At 70.8% G+C, this 19,149-nt stretch carries 16 protein-coding genes, 1 tRNA gene and 1 pseudogene; 6 read left to right on the top strand and 12 right to left on the bottom strand.

Annotated elements, in window-relative coordinates; translation table 11 throughout:
* Positions 1–44 precede the first annotated feature (44 nt).
* The 5 genes from H613_RS0117215 to H613_RS0117195 all read right to left on the bottom strand — a co-directional run bounded on the left by H613_RS0117215 (position 45) and on the right by H613_RS0117195 (position 3,480).
* Complete coding sequence (locus H613_RS0117215; RefSeq protein WP_026924777.1) at positions 45–563, bottom strand: hypothetical protein; 519 nt, start codon at positions 561–563, stop codon at positions 45–47.
* A 112-nt stretch (positions 564–675) separates the two neighbouring features.
* On the bottom strand, positions 676–966 hold the full coding sequence (locus H613_RS0117210; RefSeq protein WP_026924776.1) for a GNAT family N-acetyltransferase: 291 nt from the start codon (positions 964–966) through the stop codon (positions 676–678).
* A 10-nt stretch (positions 967–976) separates the two neighbouring features.
* Positions 977–2,488 carry an MFS transporter gene (locus tag H613_RS0117205; RefSeq protein WP_211234867.1) on the bottom strand — a complete coding sequence of 504 codons (1,512 nt, stop codon included), beginning with the start codon at positions 2,486–2,488 and terminating at the stop codon, positions 977–979.
* Positions 2,475–3,128: an LppX_LprAFG lipoprotein gene (locus tag H613_RS0117200; protein WP_026924774.1), complete on the bottom strand. Its 654-nt coding sequence runs from the start codon at positions 3,126–3,128 to the stop codon at positions 2,475–2,477. Before H613_RS0117200 ends, H613_RS0117205 begins: the two co-directional genes overlap by 14 nt.
* A gap of 276 nt (positions 3,129–3,404) precedes the next feature.
* Positions 3,405–3,480, bottom strand: a tRNA-Arg gene (locus H613_RS0117195).
* A gap of 362 nt (positions 3,481–3,842) precedes the next feature.
* Here H613_RS0117195 and H613_RS0117190 point away from each other — a divergent pair.
* On the top strand, positions 3,843–6,197 hold the full coding sequence (locus H613_RS0117190) for a ribonucleoside-diphosphate reductase subunit alpha (protein ID WP_084546719.1): 2,355 nt from the start codon (positions 3,843–3,845) through the stop codon (positions 6,195–6,197).
* Positions 6,198–6,276: 79 nt separating this feature from the next.
* Entirely contained in the window at positions 6,277–7,272 is a 996-nt protein-coding gene (locus H613_RS0117185) for a ribonucleotide-diphosphate reductase subunit beta (RefSeq protein ID WP_026924772.1), read from the top strand.
* A gap of 72 nt (positions 7,273–7,344) precedes the next feature.
* Here H613_RS0117185 and H613_RS29420 read toward each other — a convergent pair whose 3' ends face one another.
* Positions 7,345–9,279, bottom strand: coding sequence for a serine/threonine-protein kinase (locus H613_RS29420; protein ID WP_051393483.1), 1,935 nt, complete (start codon positions 9,277–9,279; stop codon positions 7,345–7,347).
* A 1,337-nt stretch (positions 9,280–10,616) separates the two neighbouring features.
* Positions 10,617–13,208, bottom strand: a pseudogene (locus H613_RS27320) (adenylate/guanylate cyclase domain-containing protein); the annotation flags it as partial.
* 256 nt (positions 13,209–13,464) lie between these two features.
* On the opposite strand from H613_RS27320, the gene H613_RS27315 reads away from it, so the two are divergent.
* The 3 genes from H613_RS27315 (at position 13,465) to H613_RS0117160 (ending at position 14,698) form a co-directional block, all read left to right on the top strand.
* Positions 13,465–13,881 (top strand): helix-turn-helix domain-containing protein, encoded by a 417-nt coding sequence (locus tag H613_RS27315; RefSeq protein WP_211234866.1) that lies wholly within the window; start codon positions 13,465–13,467, stop codon positions 13,879–13,881.
* Positions 13,882–13,911: 30 nt separating this feature from the next.
* On the top strand, positions 13,912–14,052 hold the full coding sequence (locus H613_RS30245; protein ID WP_211234865.1) for a hypothetical protein: 141 nt from the start codon (positions 13,912–13,914) through the stop codon (positions 14,050–14,052).
* A gap of 235 nt (positions 14,053–14,287) precedes the next feature.
* On the top strand, positions 14,288–14,698 hold the full coding sequence (locus H613_RS0117160) for a hypothetical protein (protein WP_026924771.1): 411 nt from the start codon (positions 14,288–14,290) through the stop codon (positions 14,696–14,698).
* Here the strand turns inward: H613_RS0117160 and H613_RS27305 are convergent.
* The 5 genes from H613_RS27305 to H613_RS31020 all read right to left on the bottom strand — a co-directional run bounded on the left by H613_RS27305 (position 14,682) and on the right by H613_RS31020 (position 18,373).
* A complete protein-coding gene (locus H613_RS27305) occupies positions 14,682–15,032 on the bottom strand; it encodes a type II toxin-antitoxin system VapC family toxin (protein WP_211234864.1) in 351 nt (116 codons plus the stop codon). The genes H613_RS0117160 and H613_RS27305 overlap by 17 nt on opposite strands.
* 61 nt (positions 15,033–15,093) lie before the next feature.
* Entirely contained in the window at positions 15,094–15,309 is a 216-nt protein-coding gene (locus H613_RS0117150; protein ID WP_026924770.1) for a hypothetical protein, read from the bottom strand.
* An 89-nt stretch (positions 15,310–15,398) separates the two neighbouring features.
* Positions 15,399–16,520, bottom strand: coding sequence for a GuaB3 family IMP dehydrogenase-related protein (locus H613_RS0117145; RefSeq protein WP_026924769.1), 1,122 nt, complete (start codon positions 16,518–16,520; stop codon positions 15,399–15,401).
* 26 nt (positions 16,521–16,546) lie between these two features.
* A complete protein-coding gene (gene guaB / locus H613_RS0117140; RefSeq protein ID WP_051393481.1) occupies positions 16,547–18,037 on the bottom strand; it encodes an IMP dehydrogenase in 1,491 nt (496 codons plus the stop codon).
* A gap of 171 nt (positions 18,038–18,208) precedes the next feature.
* The gene (locus H613_RS31020; RefSeq protein ID WP_156926092.1) at positions 18,209–18,373 is read right to left on the bottom strand and encodes a hypothetical protein; all 165 of its coding nucleotides are present in this window, start codon (positions 18,371–18,373) and stop codon (positions 18,209–18,211) included.
* Between the two features lie 292 nt (positions 18,374–18,665).
* On the opposite strand from H613_RS31020, the gene H613_RS0117130 reads away from it, so the two are divergent.
* Positions 18,666–19,037, top strand: a complete 372-nt coding sequence (locus tag H613_RS0117130; protein ID WP_026924767.1) for a DUF5319 family protein — start codon at positions 18,666–18,668, stop codon at positions 19,035–19,037.
* Positions 19,038–19,149 lie beyond the last annotated feature (112 nt).

Below are 19,149 nucleotides of genomic sequence, written 5' to 3'. Positions count from 1 at the left end.
CCGGCGTCATCGGCGGAGAGCCGGAAGCGCCCGGCTCGGCTCGCTCAACTCGGCGGCACGGCCTTGATGTCGACGACCGCTCCCCCCTCGCGGTGCAGCACCCAGCCGCCGCCGGGCGGCAGGACCGGCGGGCCGTCCAGCGGAAGAGTGAACTCATAGGCCGACAGGTCGTGGTCGTCGCGGGCGGCGACGGCGACGAGCAGGGCCGTCAGGACGACGCCCTCGGCGCAGACGACGGCGGTGCGGCGCGCGTCGGGCAGGGCCCGGACGGCGCGGGCGGCGAGCCAGGCGGCGGCGTGCGCGGCCCCGGCGTCGCCGGGGAACTTCGGGACGTCGGCGGCGAGGTCGGCGCTGGCGGCGATCGGCAGGCCGAGGCGGCTCGCGAGCGGGGCGAGCGTGTCGGTGCAGGCGCGGGCGGGGGCGCTGACGAGGGCGCTCGGGTTGTAGAGCTGGAGGAAGTCGGCCATGGCCGCGGCGCGCCGGGCTCCGGCCGCGTCGAGGCGGTCCGGCGCCGCGAGCGCGGAGGCGGCGGCGTGGTGCAGGAGGATGAGCGCGGACAGCATCAGGACGCCTCGCCCGCCGGGAGGGAGTTCATATTGAAGATGCTGCGGCTTCAAGTGAACGCGAAGTGAACCGAGCGCGGGCGGCCGGGTGAACAGTGGGGGGCGGGGCGGACTACAGCTGGTGACGCATGTCGTCGTACTCGGGGTGCCGCTCCATCCAGCGTTCAACGAACGGGCAGGTCGGGTAGACCTTGGCGCCCTTGGAGCGCAGGTCGTCGAGGGCGTGGCGGGCGAGCCGGTCGCCCCAGCCCCGACCGCGCAGCGACCGGTCGACCTCCGTGTGCGGCAGGACGGTGAAGCCCTCGCGCGTCAGGTACTCGAGGTATCCGAGGACGCCGCCCTCGCCGTCCTGGATTTCGTAGCGGTGCTCGTCCCGGTTCTCAGTGATCGCAAGATCGGCCATGGCCGCAAGACTAGCCCGCGTCGCGGGCACGCGTCCGGATTCGGTTTCCCCGGCCGGGCAGCCCGAGGGCGCAGGCGGCCCCGGCGAGGCAGATGGCGGCGGTGGCGGTGAAGACGTCGCTGTACTGGGCGGCGAGGGCCGCGTCGAGGGCCTTGAGGTAGGTCTCCTGCTGTGCGAGGAACTCGGCTTCGGGGACGCCGAACGGCAGGGGCGTGTCGAGGTCGGCGGTGGACTCCTGGAAGCGGTGGAGGCTCCAGGAGGTCAGGGCCGCGACGCCGAGGAGCATGCCCGTCATGCGGGCGACGACGACGGCCGCCGAGGCCATGCCGTGCTGGCCTTCGGGAGTGGTGCGCAGGGCGACCGACGACAGGGGCGCGATGACGACGCCGAGGGCGAGACCGGCGAGGACGAGGCCGTACTCGATGTCGGGGAGCGCGTTCGCGATCCACAGGTAGGCGATCGCGGCGGCCGCCAGTCCCGCGGCGGCGGGGAGGCGTTCGCCGGTGCGCGTCACGATCCACCCGCCGAGGACCGCGCCCGTCGGGAGTCCGATGAGGAACCACAGCAGGACCAGCGCGCCCGACGCCGAGTCCTTGCCGAGGAGGGTCTGGGCCATGAGCTGGACGTCGACGAGGGTGACCATGAGGGCCGCGCCGGTGGCGAGGCTCGCGGCCAGGCTGAGCCCGAAGGGGCGCCAGCGGACGCCGGTCGGGTCGAGGAGCTTCACCGGGGAGCGCCACTGCCACAGCGCGAACGCCGCGAGCGCGGCCGCGGCGGCGGCGATGACCGGCCGGCCCCACTCGGGCAGCACCGACGCCTGCGGGTCGGGGTTGTAGAGGCCGACGACGAGCAGGCCGAGGGCGAGGGCGAGGAGGATGCCGCCGACGACGTCGACCTTCTGGGCGCCGCGGTCCTCGCGCGGGGCGGGGACGGTGCGGTGGACGGCGAGCGCGGCGAGGGCCGCGAGCGGGAGGTTGATCCAGAAGATGCCCTGCCAGCCGACCAGGAGCGCGACGCCCGCGCCGAACAGCGGGCCGATGACGGCGCCGAGTTCCTGGGCGGCGCCGACCCAGCCGAGGACGGCGGCGCGGCGCTCGGGGCCGAAGAGGTCGGCGGCGAGCGCCATCGTCACCGGCAGCAGCGCGCCGCCCGCGAGGCCTTGGAGGGCGCGTCCGGCGGTGAGCGGGACCAGTTCGGTGGCGGTGGCGCTGATGAGCGAGCCGACGGCGAAGGCGGCGAGGCAGGCGTGGATGACGGTGCGGCGGCCGAGGCGGTCCGAGAGGCGTCCGAGCAGCGGCATCCCGGCGACGTAGCCGAGGAGGTAGCCGGTGACCAGGGGCGTCGCGCGTTCCAGGTGGTTGGCGGGGATGCCGAGGTCGCCGATCATGTCGACCAGGACCGTCACCAGGACATAGGCGTCGATCGACCCGAGAAGGACGGTGACTCCGGCGGCGCCGACGGCGACGCGACGCCGGGTGTGTCCAATGCGCCGAGTGTGTCCGGCCGCCTCAGGGGGCTTCAATGTCGACCGAGTCGTCGTAGTCGTCGAACGTGAGCGTCACGGTCGAGTCGCCCTGCTTGAACTCGGCCTTGACCACGCGCGAGGTCTCCTGGTCGAACCACACGGTGGCGGTGTTCCAGTCCCCTTCGGCGGGAATGAACTCGGCGAACACCTGCGGGTCGAACGTGACCTCGTAGCGGTAGGCGTCGGTGCCGCCGACCTCCTCGGTTCCCTGCGGCTCGGCGCTGTCGTAGGCCTTCAGCAGGGCCGCGATGCCCTGGTCGGGGGACAGCAGGATCGTCGGGTTGTACGGCAGCATCTCGTCGCCGACGGGGATCTGCTGGTAGTCGCCGGTGAAGCCCTTGACGTAGGCGTCCTCGCCGAGGATCACATAGGACACTTCGACGTCCATGCCCATGGCGGTGATGACGCCGGTGCCCTCGGCGTCGCCGCCGGAGGTGACCACCCCGTCGGCGGAGGTGATCTCGAGGCCCTCCACCTGGCCGTCCACCGCCAGGGTGAACCGCACGTTCTCGACCTCGGCCATGGCCGCGGCGGCGTCCGGCAGCGTCTCGTCGGCGGGCGGCGCCTCGCCGGACCCGGAGCAGGCCGCGAGCGCCAGCACCGCCGAGGCGGCGGCCGCGAGGGGAATCAGTCTCATGCCTGAATCCTATTGGCACCGCGCCCCCACTGGCATGCCCGCCGCCCCGCCGACGGAAGACACCCGCAGCCACCTTCTGGCCCCTCGCCGCTGCGCCGGGGGCGGGCTGGGCGCTGAGCGCTTCGGCCATATGGGCCTCATGCGTCTTGCATCCTCCTGGGACGCAAAAAAGACCACCTACGGACGTAGATGGTCTTCGCGGCGTCCCCGCGGGCTGCGCCTCTGCGCGGCTTCACCGCGGAGAACCTGCGACACTCCATGCCGCGCAGGTCTGTGTGGCGCCCCCGGCAGGATTCGAACCTGCGACACCTGGTCCCGGAAACCAGTGCTCTATCCACTGAGCTACGGAGGCAAATCGTGATCCGCTGAACGCGGAACCGGATCGATGCTACCAGGCGGTCGGCGGCCCGCCGCATCCGGTTTGGCGGGGGAAGATCACACCCGCGTTCGGGTCGGCGGTTCATCGGCCGAAGCGTCGGCGTCCGGACATAGGCTGACTCCGCCGAAACCTCCGAGCCTAGCGGACACGCTGCGGTTACACGCGCCGAAACACCGATGAAACGCAACATGTTGGGGCGACGCCACTAGCCGACCACAACATGTATGATTCCCCTCTGTCGGGCCGACATCGCCGCGTTCGCTTCCCACCGCGAATCCGCGGCCGCTTCGGGCCCGCCGCTTCACGCGAATCGCACGTCACGAGGGGACGCAGAGATGACCGGGCTCGCCACCACGACATCCGCCACCACCACCGCTCCGGCACAGCGGGGCATGCCAGCGGGCGGCGATGCCGCCGCCTCCGTCGCCGCGAGGATCCGCGCCTGCGCGGTCGGACTCGGCGACGTCGACGCCGAGCGCGTCGCCGCGCAGGTCCAAGGCGGCGTCTGGCCCGGTGCCACGCTCACCGACCTGCGCGAACGCGCCATCGAGATCGCCTCGGCCACCGTCGCCTCCGAGCCGACCTACTCCAAGCTCGCCGCCCGGCTGATGGCCGAGCACATCGCCGAGGAGACCGCCGCCGAAGGCGTCACGTCCTTCACCGCCTCGATCGGCGCCTGCCGCGACAACGGGCTGCTGTCGGCCGAGCTGGTCGCCTTCGTCGACGCGCACGGCCCCGAGCTCGACGCCGTCATCGACGAGGGCGCCGACGACCGGTTCGAGTACTTCGGGCTGCGCACCGTCTACGACCGCTACCTGCTGCGCCACCCCGAGCGCCGCACCGTCCTGGAGCGGCCCCAGCACTTCATGCTCCGCGTCGCCTGCGGCCTGAGCCGGACGGTGGCCGAGGCCGCCGAGCTGTACCGCCTGCTCTCCCAGCTGGCCTACCTGCCGTCCTCCCCCACGCTGTTCAACTCCGGGACGAAGCGGGCGCAGCTGTCCTCGTGCTTCCTGCTGGACTCCCCGAAGGACGAGCTCGACTCGATCTACGAGCGCTACAGCCAGGTGGCGCGGCTGTCGAAGTACGCGGGGGGCATCGGCATCTCCTGGGCGCGCGTGCGGTCCAGGGGCTCGCTCATCCGCGGGACCAACGGCCACTCGAACGGGATCGTGCCGTGGCTGCGCACGCTCGACTCCTCGGTCGCCGCGGTCAACCAGGGCGGGCGGCGCAAGGGCGCCGCGTGCGTGTACCTGCCGACGTGGCACGCCGACGTCGAGGAGTTCCTGGAGCTGCGCGACAACACCGGCTCCGAGGACCGCCGCACCCACAACCTGAACCTGGCGAACTGGGTGCCCGACGAGTTCATGCGCCGCGTCGAGGCCGACGCCCAGTGGTCGCTGTTCGACCCGAAGGAGGTCCCCGAGCTCACCGATTTGTGGGGGGAGGCGTTCGACGCCGCGTACCGGGCGGCCGAGGCCGGCGGGAAGGCCCGCAAGACCATCGCCGCCCGGGAGCTGTACGGGCGCATGATGCGCACGCTGGCGCAGACCGGCAACGGCTGGATGACGTTCTCCGACACCGCGAACCGCACCTCGAACCAGACCGCCGACAGCGAGAACGTCATCCACCTGTCGAACCTGTGCACCGAGATCCTCGAGGTCACCAGCGACGCCGAGACCGCCGTGTGCAACCTCGGCAGCGTCAACCTCGCCGAGCACTGCACGGCCGACGGCTTCGACTTCGAGCGGCTGGAGGACACCGTCCGCACCGCCGTCAAGTTCCTCGACCGCACCATCGACCTCGGCTTCTACCCGACCGCCGAGGCAGAGAAGGCCAACCGCAAGTGGCGGCCGATCGGCCTGGGCTGCATGGGACTGGCCGACGTGTTCTTCAAGCTGAAGCTCGCGTTCGACTCGCCGGAGGCACTGGCGCTGTCGACCGCGATCGCCGAGCGGATCGCGATCGTGGCGTTCGAGACCTCGGCGCGGCTGGCCGACGAGCTCGGCGCCCACCCGAGCTTCCACGAGACGCGCGCCGCGGGCGGCGTCCTGCACCTCGACCACTGGGACGGCGCCCGCGTCACGCTGCCCGAGCGTTGGGCCGCGGTGCGCGAGGCGATCGCCGAGAGCGGGCTGCGGAACTCGCTCATGATCGCGATCGCGCCGACCGCGACGATCGCCTCGATCGCGGGCTGCGCCGAGTGCATCGAGCCGGTCGTCTCCAACGTCTTCAAGCGCGAGACGCTCTCGGGCGAGTTCCTCCAGGTCAACCGGCACCTCATCGCCGAGCTCAAGGAGCGGGGCCTGTGGAGCGAGGCGCTGCGCCAGGCCGTCCTGGTCGCCGACGGCTCGATCCAGGGGATCGAGGCGATCCCGGCGGACATCCGCCTGCGCTACCGCACCGCCTGGGAGCTGCCGCAGCGCGCGCTCATCGACCTCGCCGCCGCGCGCACGCCGTTCATCGACCAGGCCCAGTCGCTCAACCTGTTCCAGGCCCAGCCGACCATCGGGAAGCTCTCCTCGATGTACCGCTACGCCTGGCAGCAGGGTCTGAAGACCACGTACTACCTGCGGAGCCGGCCGGCCACGCGGATCAACCAGACCACCGTGGGCCAGGCCGAGCCCCAGGCGGCCGCCGAGGACGTCGCCTGCTCGCTGGAGAACCCGGAGAGCTGCGAAGCCTGCCAGTAATCGGCGCGGGGAGCGCCGCTCGCAGGCGCTCCCCCGCTCCGCCGCCAGAATGCTCACACCGTACTGAAAGGACCCATCGATGCTGCTCGACCCAGGTATGAACCTGACCCTGCGACCGATGAAATACCCGGACTTCTACGAGCAGTACCGGGCCGCCATCCGCAACACCTGGACCGTCGAGGAGGTGGACCTCGCCTCCGACCTGGCCGACCTGGCGAAGTTCACGCCGCAGGAACAGCACCTGATCCACCGGCTCGTCGCGTTCTTCGCCACCGGCGACACGATCGTGGCGAACAACCTCGTGCTCAACCTCTACCAGCACGTGAACTCGCCGGAAGGCCGCCTGTACCTGTCGCGGCAGCTGTTCGAGGAGGCCGTGCACGTCCAGTTCTACCTGACGCTGCTCGACACGTACCTGCCCGACCCGGACGAGCGGGCCAAGGCGTTCGACGCGGTCAACAACATCCCGTCGATCAAGCGCAAGGCCGACTTCTGCTTCAAGTGGATCGACGAGGTCTTCGACATGCAGGAGCTGAAGACCGGCGAGGACCGGCGCAAGTTCCTGCTCAACCTCATCTGCTTCGCCGCCTGCATCGAGGGCCTGTTCTTCTACGGGGCCTTCGCCTATGTGTACTGGTTGCGCAGCCGCGGCCTGCTCGACGGGCTCGCGACCGGCACGAACTGGGTGTTCCGCGACGAGTCGTGCCACATGAACTTCGCGTTCAGCGTCGTCGACGTGGTCCGCCAGGAGGAGCCGGAGCTGTTCGACGACGAGATGCGGCGGCAGGTGACGGCGATGCTGGAGGAGGCCGTGGACGCCGAACTCCAGTTCGCCGAGGACCTCATAGGCGAGGGCATGCCGGGCATGACCGTCGCGGACATGCGCTCGTACCTCGAGTACGCCGCCGACCAGCGGCTCGTGCGCCTCGGGATGCCGAAGCGCTGGGAGTCTGCGAACCCGTTCCCGTTCATGGCGCTGCAGGACGTCCAGGAGCTGACGAACTTCTTCGAGCGCAGGCCGACCGCCTACCAAGTGGCCGTGGAGGGCAAGGTCGACCTCGACGAGGAGTTCTAAGGAGGACATACCTTTTTCTCCCCGGTATGCCCGATCGGCCCGGTGCCTCACTGCGAGGCGCCGGGCCCTTCCCTATTCGCCTCGCGCGAACGTCACGCCTTGGGCCTCGGAGCCGTCGGCGAGCTTCGCGACGCACATGAAGGTGCCGTCGCCCGGCAGGTGCACGTCGGTGAGCCAGTCGACCGAGTCGCCGCCGATGAGCTGCGACAGCGGGCCGTCCTCGCGCTCGCCGCCCAGGCACGCCGCGGCGACGGTCTCGTCGGCCGAGGCGGCCGCGTAGTCGTCGGCGGCGACGCCTTCGGGGAGCTGGCCGACCGCGTAGGCCTCCCAGACGTGGGCGCCGGAGCACTGGGCCTGGATCAGGGTCTCGCCATCGGCGGTGAAGCAGGTCGCGTCCGCCACGCAGCCGACGCCCGCCTGGTCGAGCGAGCACTCCTTGACGAAGTCGTCGGCCATCGACTGGCTTTCGAGGTCGACCGGTTCGTCGCCGCTGAACAGCCAGATCGCGCCGACCACGAGCAGGCCGACGATGACGAGCCCGGCGATGCCCATGCCGATGAGGCGGCCCATGTTCGAGTCGTTGCCGCCTTCCTGGAGGCGCCGCTCGCGCCGCGTCATGCCGGTCTCGGTCGTCGAGGTCGGCACGGGCAGGCGCGAATCGGTGCCGCGCTCGCTGGAGCCGCCCCAGGCGCCGAGGGAGTTCCACCGATCGTCCTCGTCGCTCTGCTCGGCGGCGGGCGGGGCGGCCTGCGCCGGGGCCTGTGCCCGGGCCTGCCGCGGCGCCGGAGGCGTGTACGCGGGGGCCGCGGGCGGCTCGGGCTCGCGCATCGGCGGCTGCCGGCGTCCGCGTTTGCCGGGGGCCAGGCGCAGCGTCGACGGCGAGTCGGGCACGGCGGCCTGCGGTTCGAGGTCCGGCGGGGAGGTGTAGGCGGCGTAGGTGCCGACGCCCTGCGGGGCGGGCGAGACCGGCGTGCGCTGCTGCGGCGTGTCGTTCACGCGCGGGAGGATCCCGGTCGAGGCCTCGGGGATGCTCGCGAGGAACTCGCGGAACTCGACGGCCGTGGGCCTGCCCGCCGGATTGTTGATGAGCGCGGTGCGCAGCATCTCCAGCAGCAGCGGCGATATACCGGGGATCGCCGGGATGGGCTGGTCGAACAGGGCCGCGACGTCGTTGATGTCGAGGACCCCGTCGGAGGGGAAGCGGGGCGGGCAGCCGTTGAGCATCGTGTAGAGCGTCGCGGCGAGGGAGTAGACGTCGGCGGCGGTGCCGATCTCGCGCATCTGGAAGACCTCGAGCGGCGCGTACGCGGGCGTCGCCATCGTCGAGACCGGGTCGCCCGGACGCGGCTTCGCCGCGCGCCCGTCGAGACCGCTGAGCCCATTTGTCGCTTGGCAGGCCAGCGCGAAATCGGCGAGGACGGCGTGGCCGTGGTCGTCGATGAGGATGTTCGCGGGCTTGATGTCGCGGTGGACGATCCCGGCCTCGTGCGCGGCCGAGAGGGCGTCGGCGATGCGGATGCCGATCTCCAGCGTGCGGTGCGGGGGGATCGTGGTGTAGCGGTCGAGCAGGTCGGCGACAGAGCCGCGGCACCGCTCCATGACCACGTACGGGTGGGCCTGGTGGGTGAGCCCGGCGGAGAGCATCTTGACGACGCAGGGGTGGTTGGAGACGCGCCCGGCGGTCTGGACGTCGTGGCGGAACCGCTGGCGGCCGGCCTCGTCGGTGAGGGGGCGCGATTCGATCTTGACGGCGACCTCGACGCCGTCGTCGAAGCGGGTGGCGCTGTAGACGGTGGCGTAGGCGCCGCGGTCGATCTCGGCGAAGCCGGTGAGCCGTTCGAGGCCGGACAGGAGCGCTTCGGGGTCGAGCTCGGGGTGGGAGTCTCGGCGGATGCCGCCGGTGGTCTCGCCTCGCGGGGGGATGTCGTAGCCGACCGGCGGTGAGAACGGGGCGTTCGGGGAGGGGTGGGGACCGGTGGGGGCACCGTAGGACGAGATGGTGTCCACTTGGATACATCCTCCATTCACGGCGACGCTTGCGAGTCGTGGCTTGACGCAGTGTCGATCCTGGGTCATGGCGGAGTGCGGGTCAGTTCTCGGTGCCCTCCGCGCGGTCTTCGCTGCGGTCTCGAGTCGTCGGACCTTCGGTCGATAACGTTACGGCAACGCGTCTCGGAATCTGTATACGCCTGGACGAAGAGCCATTCACAACTGACCGAACGGCTGATATGTCGCTTCCGCTGTGCGGTGTAGCCGTAGCCCATAGTGAACTCATCCCCCGTGCGGCGCGCGGGAGGACGGGCGGTCGTACCGGATCGCCCGTCCACCCGCTGCGTCTCTTCTTGCACTTCAGGCACACTGCGCACCAGCCTCAGCGCTCTGGGAGCGGAGGCGTTCGGCGGCCGGGCGCCGCCGCCGTGTCGCGTGGCCGTCGACGCTCCCGCGCGGGACGCTCGGACCCGGTCAGGGTCTGCGGAGCACTCCAGGCGCGGAACGCTCGGACACCGCCCCGGGAGGCTCCGAGACGCTTCGTCAACGCTCCTCGTGCGCAGGGCCGCTCAGGCCGCGTAGTCCTCGGCCCAGGCCGTCGCCTCCGGCGCCTCGCCGAAGGACTTCAGCGCGGTGGCGGCCCAGCACCTGGCCTCGTCGAAGCGGCCGTCCTCATCGAGCAGTTGCGCGTAGCGCGCCACGATGGCCCGCCGCGGGCGCCCCAGGGACGGCTCGTCGTAGTGCTCGGCCAGGTCGGCCAGGCGCCGCAGCGCTCCGGCGCGGTCGCCTCGGGCGGCCTCGACGTCGGCCATGAGCGCCTCGCTCGCGGCGCGGGCCGGTTCGAGGACGTCGTCGGTGCCGAGCGCGAGCGCGCCTCGCGCGGCGGCCTCGGCGGCGTCGAGGTCGCCGGCCTCCAGGGCGCAGCGGCCCCGCAGGCACAGCGCGATGCTCATCAGCAGCGGGTGCCCGATGGCGTTGCCGTAGTCCTCGGCGGCACCGGCCAGGTCGGCGGCGTGCTCGATGGCCCCGATCCGCAGCGCGGCCAGGGCCCGCACGTACTTGGCGAAGCCGCGGCCCCAGTCGTCGTCGATGCGGTCGAAGTCGCGGAAGGACTTGCGGGCGGCCGCGTCGGTGCCCTCGGGGTGCCCGAGCGCGATCGAGGCGGCCGCGCCGGTGGCCCGCAGCAGGCCGACGGCGAACACGTCGCCCGAGCGCTCCCCGATCGGCAGGAACACATCGGACAGGCGCCGGGCCTCGGTGAAGCGCCCGGCCATGAGGAGGGTGAACGCCGAGGCGCCGCGCACCCAGGCGCGACCGACGAGGTCCATCTGGCGGGCGAAGGACTTGGCGGCCTCCCGCAGCACCTCGTCGGCGCCGTCGAAGTCGCCGCGGGCGACCAGGACCCAGGCGCGGTGCTGGAGGGCCCAGGCGACGCGCTTGTCGTCGCCGACGCCCTCGGCGGTGTCGTAGGCGTCGAGGAACCGCTGCTCGGCCTCGGTCAGGCGGCCCGAGAGGTAGTCGAGCATGCCGATGCGGCACTGGGCGTCGCAGCGGGGCCCGGCGAGGCCTTCGCGCCTGGACAGCGCGAGCGCGGCCGTCCAGGCCGCGCGGGCGTCGTCGAGTTCGCCTTTGAAGCGGTGCAGGCGGCCGCGCAGGAGCAGCAGCTGGGAGACGAGCTCGGCCTCGGACTCGGGGAAGTCGTCGCCGAACAGTCGCCCCGACGGGTGCTCGTCGTGGTCGTCGCCGGGGACGGCGAGGCCGATGTCGATCGCCAGGCCCTCGATCTCGGCCTCGGCCTCGGCGGTGCGCCCGAGCCGGGTGAGGGCCCGGCCGCGCAGGAGCCGGTCGTGGCCCGAGAGCGGCGCGAGCCGCTCGGCGCCGTTGAGCAGGGCGACGGCGCGGTCGGGCTCGGAGGCGTCCATGGCGCGCGCGGCCTGCTTGCGGACCGCTTCGAGCGCCAGCGGCAGGACGTTCCAGACCTCGTCGACCGATTCGATCTCGACCTCGCGGGCGAGCGTGACGGCCTGCTCGGCGTGGTAGACGACGAGGTCGTCGGCGCTCTGGCCTTCGAGTTCGGTGTCGGCGGCCCAGCGGGCGATCTCGGCGTGGGCGCGGGCGGCGTCGGCCTTGCCGATCGGGGCGTAGGCGGCCTGGCGCAACAGCGGGGTGACGAACCGGTAGCCGCCGTAGGAGCGGCGGCGCAGCATGCGCCGGTCGAGCAGCTCCTGGAGCGCCCGGTCGAACTCGCCGGGCACCTCCTTCTCGAGCAGCTGCGTGGCCTCGGGCGGGACGGCGTCGCCGAAGACCGAGGCGGCGCGCAGCAGCGCCCGGGCCGCCGGGGAGAGCGCGTCGATGCGGGCGCCGAGGACCTGGGCGAGGTCCCGGGAGAGGACCCTGCCGGTCAGGGACCCGGCGGCCATGCGCCAGCGGTCGCCCGAGTGGGTGAGCAGGTCCTGCTCCAGCAGGAGCGTCACCAGTTCGGCCAGGTAGTACGGGTTGCCTTGGGCGAAGCCGAGGAGGCGCTCCTCGTCGGCCTTCGGCAGGCGCCCGCCGCCGAGGAACTCCGAGAGGAGGCGGGCGGCGTCGGCGCCGGCCAGTGGCGGCAGCGGGTGGACCTCGGCCTCGGAGATGCGGGTGAGCACGCCCGAGGAGCGGGTGAGCTCGGGGCGCCCGTACAGGAGGACCAGGACGGGCCCGGCGATCTTGGCGAGGGCGACGCCGAGGGCGTCGATGCCGTCGGCCGAGGCGGTGTGCAGGTCGTCGATGTTGAGGACGAGCGGGCGCTGCGTCGCCAGGTGCGTGATGAGCTCGGCGACGGCCTCGGGGATGGTGTAGGCCTCGGACTGGCGGCCGGTGAACCCGTTGGGGCTGGGCCCTTCGGGGGCGGCGGCGCGGCCGTGGCCGAGGAGCCCGAGGAGGACCTCGACGTTGAGGGGGCATTCGCCGTGGCCGGCGTGGCCGTCGGCGATGCGGCGCAGTTTGGCCTCGGCGGTGGCGCGGTCGTCGTCGAAGCGCAGGCCGGCGGCCTTGCGGACCATGTCGGCGAGCGGGCCGAAGCGGCGGCCCTCGCCGTAGGGGGCGGCGCGGACGGTGAGGACGCGGGCGCCGCGGTCGGTGGCGATGGTGCGGACCTCGCGGGCGAAGCGGGTCTTGCCCATGCCGGCCTCGGCGGTGTGGATGAGGATGAGCGGCTCGCCGCGGCCGATGACGGCGTCGAGGCGGCCGGTGACGCGGCCGATCTCGGTGTCGCGGCCGATGAACGGCGCGGTGTCGCCGAGGCTGGCGCGCACGCCGGGCTCGTCTTCGAGGCCGAGGAGCTGGAACACCTCGACCGGCTCACGCTTGCCTTTGAGGCGGACGGGGGTGAGGCGGCGCCAGGCGGCGGCGTGCTTGGTGGCGGCCATGGTCTCCTCGCCGGCCCAGATGGTGCCGACCGAGGCGGCGTCGCACAGGCGCGCGGCGGTGTTGACGGTGTCGCCGATGACGGTGTACTCGAGGTTGGCCTGCATGCCGGAGACGACGAGGCCGGAGCGCAGGCCGATGCGCAGGCCGATGGGGAGGCCGCCGCCGGATTCGGCCTTGAGCAGGCGGCGGACGCGCTTCTGCATGGCCTGGCCGGCGCGCACGGCGCGCTCGGCGTCGTCCTCGTGGGAGAGGGGGGCGCCGAAGACGGCCATGAGGCCGTCGCCGGTGAGCTTGTCGACGTGCCCGCCGAACTCGTTGACCGCGCCGACGCATTCGGCGAGGAGCCGGTCGGTCACGGAGGAGACCCGCTCGGGGTCGAGGCTCTCCGACCAGGTGGTGAAGTCGGAGAGGTCGCCGAAGAGCACCGTCACGTAGCGGCGCTCGGTCTGGGGCGCGCTGGCCTCGGGGGACAGGGGTGCGCCGCAGTTGTGGCAGTAGCGAGCCCCTGGGACGGTGGGCGCTGAGCAGAATGGGCAGGTCACAGTAGCACCAACACCGATATCGGGGTGTGTTGTTCCCCACTCCTTCTGGGAATGGGAACGATAGTGGCGTTCACGCCCGCAAGGATACGTGCACTAGCTGACAGATACCTGTGGGCGAGGACACAAATCCCTGAAGAACGCGCCCGGTCAGGGCCTCTTCGTCACCGCGACTCCCGCTCAGAAGCCGAGCGGCGCCGCGACCACTCGATTGCGTTTGATTCGATTATTTCGTATATTGCGATTGGAGGCGATGATCATGGCGGTACGCAGCGCTGTCCGCTCGGTGGAACCGGGCGAGGTGGATGCGGAGGAGGCGGAGCGGGCGCTCCGCAGGATCAAGGACTGCCTCGGGCGGCACCCCGAAGAGCCGGATCCCATCGAGGTCCTTGTCGAGTGCGACGGTCGGGCACTGGTACTCCCCCGTCCTGCCGTGACGCTGCTCGCCCAGATCCTCGGTCAGCTCGCCGAGGGGCGTGGGGTGTCGATCGTTCCGTCGGAGGCCGAGCTCACCACGCAGCAGGCGGCCGAGTTGCTCGGCGTCTCGCGGCCGTATCTCATCGGGCTGCTGGACAGCGGTGCGATCCCCTGCCGGAAGGTCGGTCGCCACCGACGCGTCCCGTTGAGCGCCGTGCTGACCTACAAGCGAGCCGACGACGAGCAGCGCCGCCGATGAAGTCGGAGACATCGGACAAGAGCTGGGGCTGTGATCGTGCCGGTCCGCGCCCTGTACGGCGCCAATGTGCTGTATCCGAACACGCTGCGCGACCTCATGATCAGGGTCACGCAGGCGGATCTCGTCCAGGGCCGGTGGACCGACCGGATCCTCTCGAAGGATCAATCCTGATTGAATCCGCCGCCGTACTCCGGACGAGTTGAGCCGGACCCGATCCGGTACATGCGGGCTGTCTGTTCAGGCCCGGGCTTCGCAGTCCTCAAGCGACCCCGATTGCCGGTAAAATGAGGTGGCCCGCACACCAGAACTGAAGAAAGCCCCCTCGATGAGATCCGACGTATCGCCCTCACCCCGTCATCCGCCGGAATCGGCCTGGCGGAAGGTGCGCCCGAACAGATGGCAGTGGTTGCGGCTGTTCGCACAGCTCTACATACTCATACAAGTGTTCAATATCGCGCCCATGCTCAATGCCGGGGCAGACTTCTCAGTCGGGAGGGCACTCAGCGGAGCCGTCTGCGGCGCCGTCGTTCCCCTGGCGGTATTCCCGGTGATCGTCCGCAGCACGTACTTCAAGTACGACCTCCACTCGATGCGCATCGGGGCCGGGAACCGGTGGGGGGTGCGGCGCTCATACCCTCGGCCCGGATACGACCGGCTGGAGTTCTCCCCTGTCTACGGTGAGATCCGCGAAGTCGCCACCGACGGGAGGCGGCACCGCGTGCCAGTCGCTGCCGCCTGGGCGGACCGCGAGGACTGGCGGGAGTTCATGGAGGGCTTCTACCCCGCAGTTCGCGCCACGTTCAGGGCAGAAGCGTGAAGGCCTCGACGTGGACCGGGCGGACGATGTTGAAGTGTCGGTGGTCGATCGTGGCGACCTCTCGAACGCCGAGCCGTTCGGCGAGTGCGGCAACGGAGGCATCCAGCGCGCCCGGAGGCAGGTCGGCGTATCGCTCGACCAGTTCGGCGATGCGCAGCAGTTCCCCGTCCGTGGTCGGGCTGAGGGTCAGCGGACCGTGTGAGTCGGCCAACGCTCTCAGGAGGGCCGCCTCCGCTTTGGAACCGCGGTTGCGATCCAGGAGCCAGCAGACCTCGGTGAGGACGGGGCGAGCACCGGCAGCGACACGCGGACCGTGCGAAACCAGTCCACGCATCGGCCATGGTGATGGTCATCGGAGTCCATCAGCGCCAGCAACGGGCCGGTGTCGACGACGATCAACGCTCGTCCGCATCATCGCGCAGGATTTCCTCATGGCACTCGGCGAGGTCGCCTCCGCCCGAGGCGAATGACCCGACCCATTCGGGCAGGGCGGTGTCGTCACGTGCAGGGTCTGGCATCGCGTAGCGGGCTCGAATCCAGGTGAGCGCCTCGGCGGCCTGCGACTCATCGAGGCCGTCGACCAGACGGTGAAGCAGTTCCCTGCTGGCCATATCGGCGTCTCCCCTTCGACTCCAAGAGTGCGGGATCAGTCGACGAGGCCCGGTCCCGCCGGGCGGGACCGGGCCTCGGGTTCGTCTGCTTATGCGGTGACGAGGCCGGCCTTCTGGAATTCCTTCACCGTGGTGTAACCCGTCTTGGCCATCGCTCGCCTCAGGCCGCCGAAGAGGTTCTGGCTGCCGTCGGAGGAGTTCGACGGGCCGTACAGGACCGCCTCCAGGTCCGGGACCTCCACGTCGCCCGAGTCGCCGGGGCGGAAGCGGCCCCTCGGCAGCTTCGGGTGGCTGGCGGCCGAGTGCCACCAGGCGCCCGCGGCCGGGGACTCGGCCGCGTCCGCCAGGACCGAGCCGAGCATGACCGCGTCCGCGCCGCACGCGATGGCCTTCGCGATCGAGCCGGAATCGGTGATCTCCCCGTCGGCGATCAGGTGCACGTAGCGCCCGCCGGTCTCGTCGAGGTAGTCGCGCCTGGCCGCCGCGGCCTCCACGATCGCCGAGGCCATCGGCACGTCGATGCCGAGCACCGTGTCCGTGGTCGACCAGTCGTCGGAGCCGACGCCGACGATGACGCCGGCCGCGCCGGTACGCATCAGGTGCATCGCGGTCTTGTAGTTCGTGGCCCCGCCGACGACGACCGGCACGTCCAGATCGGCGATGAACTGCTTCAGGTTGAGCACGTCGCCGCCCGACGAGACGTGCTCGGCGGAGACGATCGTGCCTTGGATGACCAGCAGGTCCACCCCGGCCTCGACCGCGAGCGGCGCGAGCTCCTGGGTGTGCTGCGGGCTGACCCGCACCGCCGTGGTCACGTCGCCGGCGCGGAGCTCGGCGATCCGCTCGGCGATGAGCTCGGGCTTCACCGGCTCGGCGTACATCTCCTGGAGCCGCTCGATCGCCGTCTCGGCGGGCGTCTCCTCGAGTTCCTTGAGCAGCGACGTCGGGTCGACGTAGCGGCACCACAGGCCTTCGGCGTTGAGCACGCCGAGGCCGCCGAGGCGCCCCATCTCGATGATCGAGGCCGGGCTCATCGTCGCGTCCGACGGGTGCCCGACCGCGGGGATCTCGAACCGGTAGGCGTCCAGCTGCCACTCGGTCGAGACGTCGTCGATGTCTCGCGTGCGGCGGCTCGGCACGAGCGCCACTTCGGACAGCCGCCAGCCTCGCGCCACGATCTTGCCGGGGCCGATCTCGACCAGTTCCCGCACAGCTCCTCCTCCTACCGAGATACCGACTACCGGGTGTGGTAGTTGGGTGCTTCCACGGTCATCTGGATGTCGTGCGGGTGGCTCTCCTTGAGGCCCGCAGCGGTGATCCTGACCAGACGCCCGCGTTCATGCATCGCTTCGATGGTACCGGCTCCGGTGTAGCCCATCGCGATGCGCAGACCACCGACCAGCTGATAGACCACCTGTGCGAGAGTCCCTCGATACGGCACCTGGCCTTCGACGCCTTCGGGGACGAGCTTGTCGTTGGTGTCGACCGCGTCCTGGAAGTAGCGGTCCTTCGAATAGGACTTGGCCTGGCCGCGGGTCTGCATCGCGCCGAGCGAGCCCATACCGCGGTAGGACTTGAACTGCTTGCCGTTCATGTAGATCAGCTCGCCGGGGCTCTCGGCGCACCCGGCGAACAGCTGGCCCATCATGACGGCGGAGGCGCCGGCGACGATGGCCTTGGCGATGTCGCCGGAGTACTGGATGCCGCCGTCGGCGATGACGGGGACGCCGCGCTCGGTGGCGACGCGGACGGTGTCCATGATCGCCGAGACCTGCGGGGCGCCGACGCCCGCGACGACGCGGGTGGTGCAGATGGCGCCGGGGCCGACGCCGACCTTGACGCCGTCGCATCCGGCGTCGATGAGGGCCGCGGCCGCCTCGGCGGTGACGATGTTGCCGCCGACGATGTCGACGCGGTCGCCGAAGTCCTTGCTGATGGAGGCGATCATGTCGATCACGCCGCGGGAGTGGCCGTGGGAGGAGTCGACGACGAGGAGGTCGGCTCCGGCCTCGACGAGCTGCCCGGCGCGCGCGTACTGCTCTTCGCCGACGCCGATGGCGGCGCCGACGCGCAGGCGGCCGGAGTCGTCCTTGGTCGAGTCGGGGAACTCCTCGCGCTTGGCGAAGTCCTTGACGGTGATGAGTCCCCGCAACTGACCGGTCTCGTCGACGATGGGGAGCTTCTCGATCTTGTTGCGCTTGAGCAGTTCGAGGGCCTCCTCACTGGAGACGCCCTCGCGGGCGGTCACGAGGTTGCGGGAGGTCATGACGTCGGCGACCTTGGCGGTCTGGTCGGATTCGAACCGCATGTCGCGGTTGGTGACGATGCCCACGAGGAGGCCTTCGCCGTCGACGACGGGCAGGCCGGAGATGCGGTAGCGTCCGCACAGCTTGTCGACCTGTTCGAGGGTGTCGGTGGGCGAGCAGGTCACCGGGTCGGCGACCATGCCGGACTCGGAGCGCTTGACGAGGTCCACCTGCTGGGCCTGCTCGTCGGCGGGCATGTTGCGGTGGAGGATGCCCAGGCCGCCGAGGCGGGCCATGGCGATGGCCATGCGGGCCTCCGTGACGGTGTCCATCGCACCGGTCAGCAGCGGCACCGAGAGCCTGATGTTGCGCGTGATGTTGGAGGACGTGTCGACTTCCGCGGGAATCACGTCGGATTCGCCCGGCAGGAGCAGCACGTCGTCGTAGGTCAGGCCGAGCGGGATGCCGCCGGTCGCGCCCATCGGCACCGTGGTGCCTCCGACGCGGACGCCACTCAATCCCTCGTGTCCTTGAATTCCAAAATCCCCTGAGAACGCCATGGACCAATGGTAGTGGGACTCGTGCGCCGCTCCGAATCGCACACGTCGTCTGAGGTGTGATTCGCAGCGGGCGCTCGCCGCCCGCCGCGGGGGTCAGTCGAGGAGTTCGCCGGTCTCCTCGGAGACGGTGTCCCACGCGTCGGCGGCGCCGGAGCTGACGTCTTCCCACACGTCGACGGCCTCTTCGGGCAGCGCTTCGATGATGTCATCGGCGACGTCGAGGAGGGTGTCTTCGGCGTTCTCGACGAAATCGTCCATCGGTCTCTCCTGTGATCGGTCGTTTCGGTCTGCCGCTCATGGTAAAGCGCGGCCGCAATGGCGCGGGTGCGGCGAGGGGCGGAGTCATGTCCTTAGGGCGGGCGGGATGCGGTTGGCGTCCTCCGCGGTTCCGGCGAGGCGGCGGCGCGTGTCGGAGGAGTGATCGCGGCAGCCGTGCCGTAGATCGCGGAGCGGAGACGGGGCGTGACCCGGAGGGGTGATGCGGGTTTCTTCGCGGCGGGGCGGGGCGCTGAGGGATGGTGGACAGGCGTTCGGGCGATAGGCTGGGAGGGTGCATGAGGAGCCTCGCGACCCGTTCGCCGACGATCCCGACCACACGGACGCGTCCATGCTGTTCGAGCCGGAGCTGGACGACGCCGATCGCGCAGACCTGCTCGAAGACCTGCACGAGCTCGAGCTGTTCGAGCAGGTGCTGCAGCCGCTCGGTTTCCGCGGCGTGGTCGTCGACTGCGCCGACTGCGACGAGTCCCACTACTTCACGTGGGGCCTGTTGATGTCGAACCTGCGCGGCCTGCTGAAGGAGAACAGTGCCCAAGTCCACGAGCCCGCGTTCGAGCCCGACCCGACGCACTATGTGACCTGGGATTACGCTCGCGGATTCTCGGACTGCTGGATCAGGCAGCACGGCGACCGCACCGATTGACGCCTCTGGGAGGCCGCCATTCAACCAGTCAACGCCCATGTGTCTTATATTCTATAACTTATAAGATATAGAGTATAAGATATAAGATTCATGGTGTCGCTTCTGCGGCAGT

Source organism: Glycomyces arizonensis DSM 44726 (genome assembly GCF_000482705.1).
Taxonomy (GTDB): Bacteria; Actinomycetota; Actinomycetes; order Mycobacteriales; family Micromonosporaceae; genus Glycomyces; species Glycomyces arizonensis.
This window is presented reverse-complemented; position numbering and strand designations above follow the sequence as displayed.

What these genes read in the sequence shown, in the direction of transcription:
- H613_RS0117215 (WP_026924777.1), bottom strand. Translation starts at nt 563, where the DNA reads ATGCTGTCCGCGCTCATCCTCCTGCACCACGCCGCCGCCTCCGCGCTC.
- H613_RS0117210 (WP_026924776.1), bottom strand. Translation starts at nt 966, where the DNA reads ATGGCCGATCTTGCGATCACTGAGAACCGGGACGAGCACCGCTACGAA.
- H613_RS0117200 (WP_026924774.1), bottom strand. Translation starts at nt 3,128, where the DNA reads ATGAGACTGATTCCCCTCGCGGCCGCCGCCTCGGCGGTGCTGGCGCTC.
- H613_RS0117190 (WP_084546719.1), top strand. Translation starts at nt 3,843, where the DNA reads ATGACCGGGCTCGCCACCACGACATCCGCCACCACCACCGCTCCGGCA.
- H613_RS0117185 (WP_026924772.1), top strand. Translation starts at nt 6,277, where the DNA reads ATGCTGCTCGACCCAGGTATGAACCTGACCCTGCGACCGATGAAATAC.
- H613_RS27315 (WP_211234866.1), top strand. Translation starts at nt 13,465, where the DNA reads ATGGCGGTACGCAGCGCTGTCCGCTCGGTGGAACCGGGCGAGGTGGAT.
- H613_RS27305 (WP_211234864.1), bottom strand. Translation starts at nt 15,032, where the DNA reads ATGCGTGGACTGGTTTCGCACGGTCCGCGTGTCGCTGCCGGTGCTCGC.
- H613_RS0117150 (WP_026924770.1), bottom strand. Translation starts at nt 15,309, where the DNA reads ATGGCCAGCAGGGAACTGCTTCACCGTCTGGTCGACGGCCTCGATGAG.
- guaB (WP_051393481.1), bottom strand. Translation starts at nt 18,037, where the DNA reads ATGGGCGCGACCGGCGGCATCCCGCTCGGCCTGACCTACGACGACGTG.
- H613_RS31020 (WP_156926092.1), bottom strand. Translation starts at nt 18,373, where the DNA reads ATGGACGATTTCGTCGAGAACGCCGAAGACACCCTCCTCGACGTCGCC.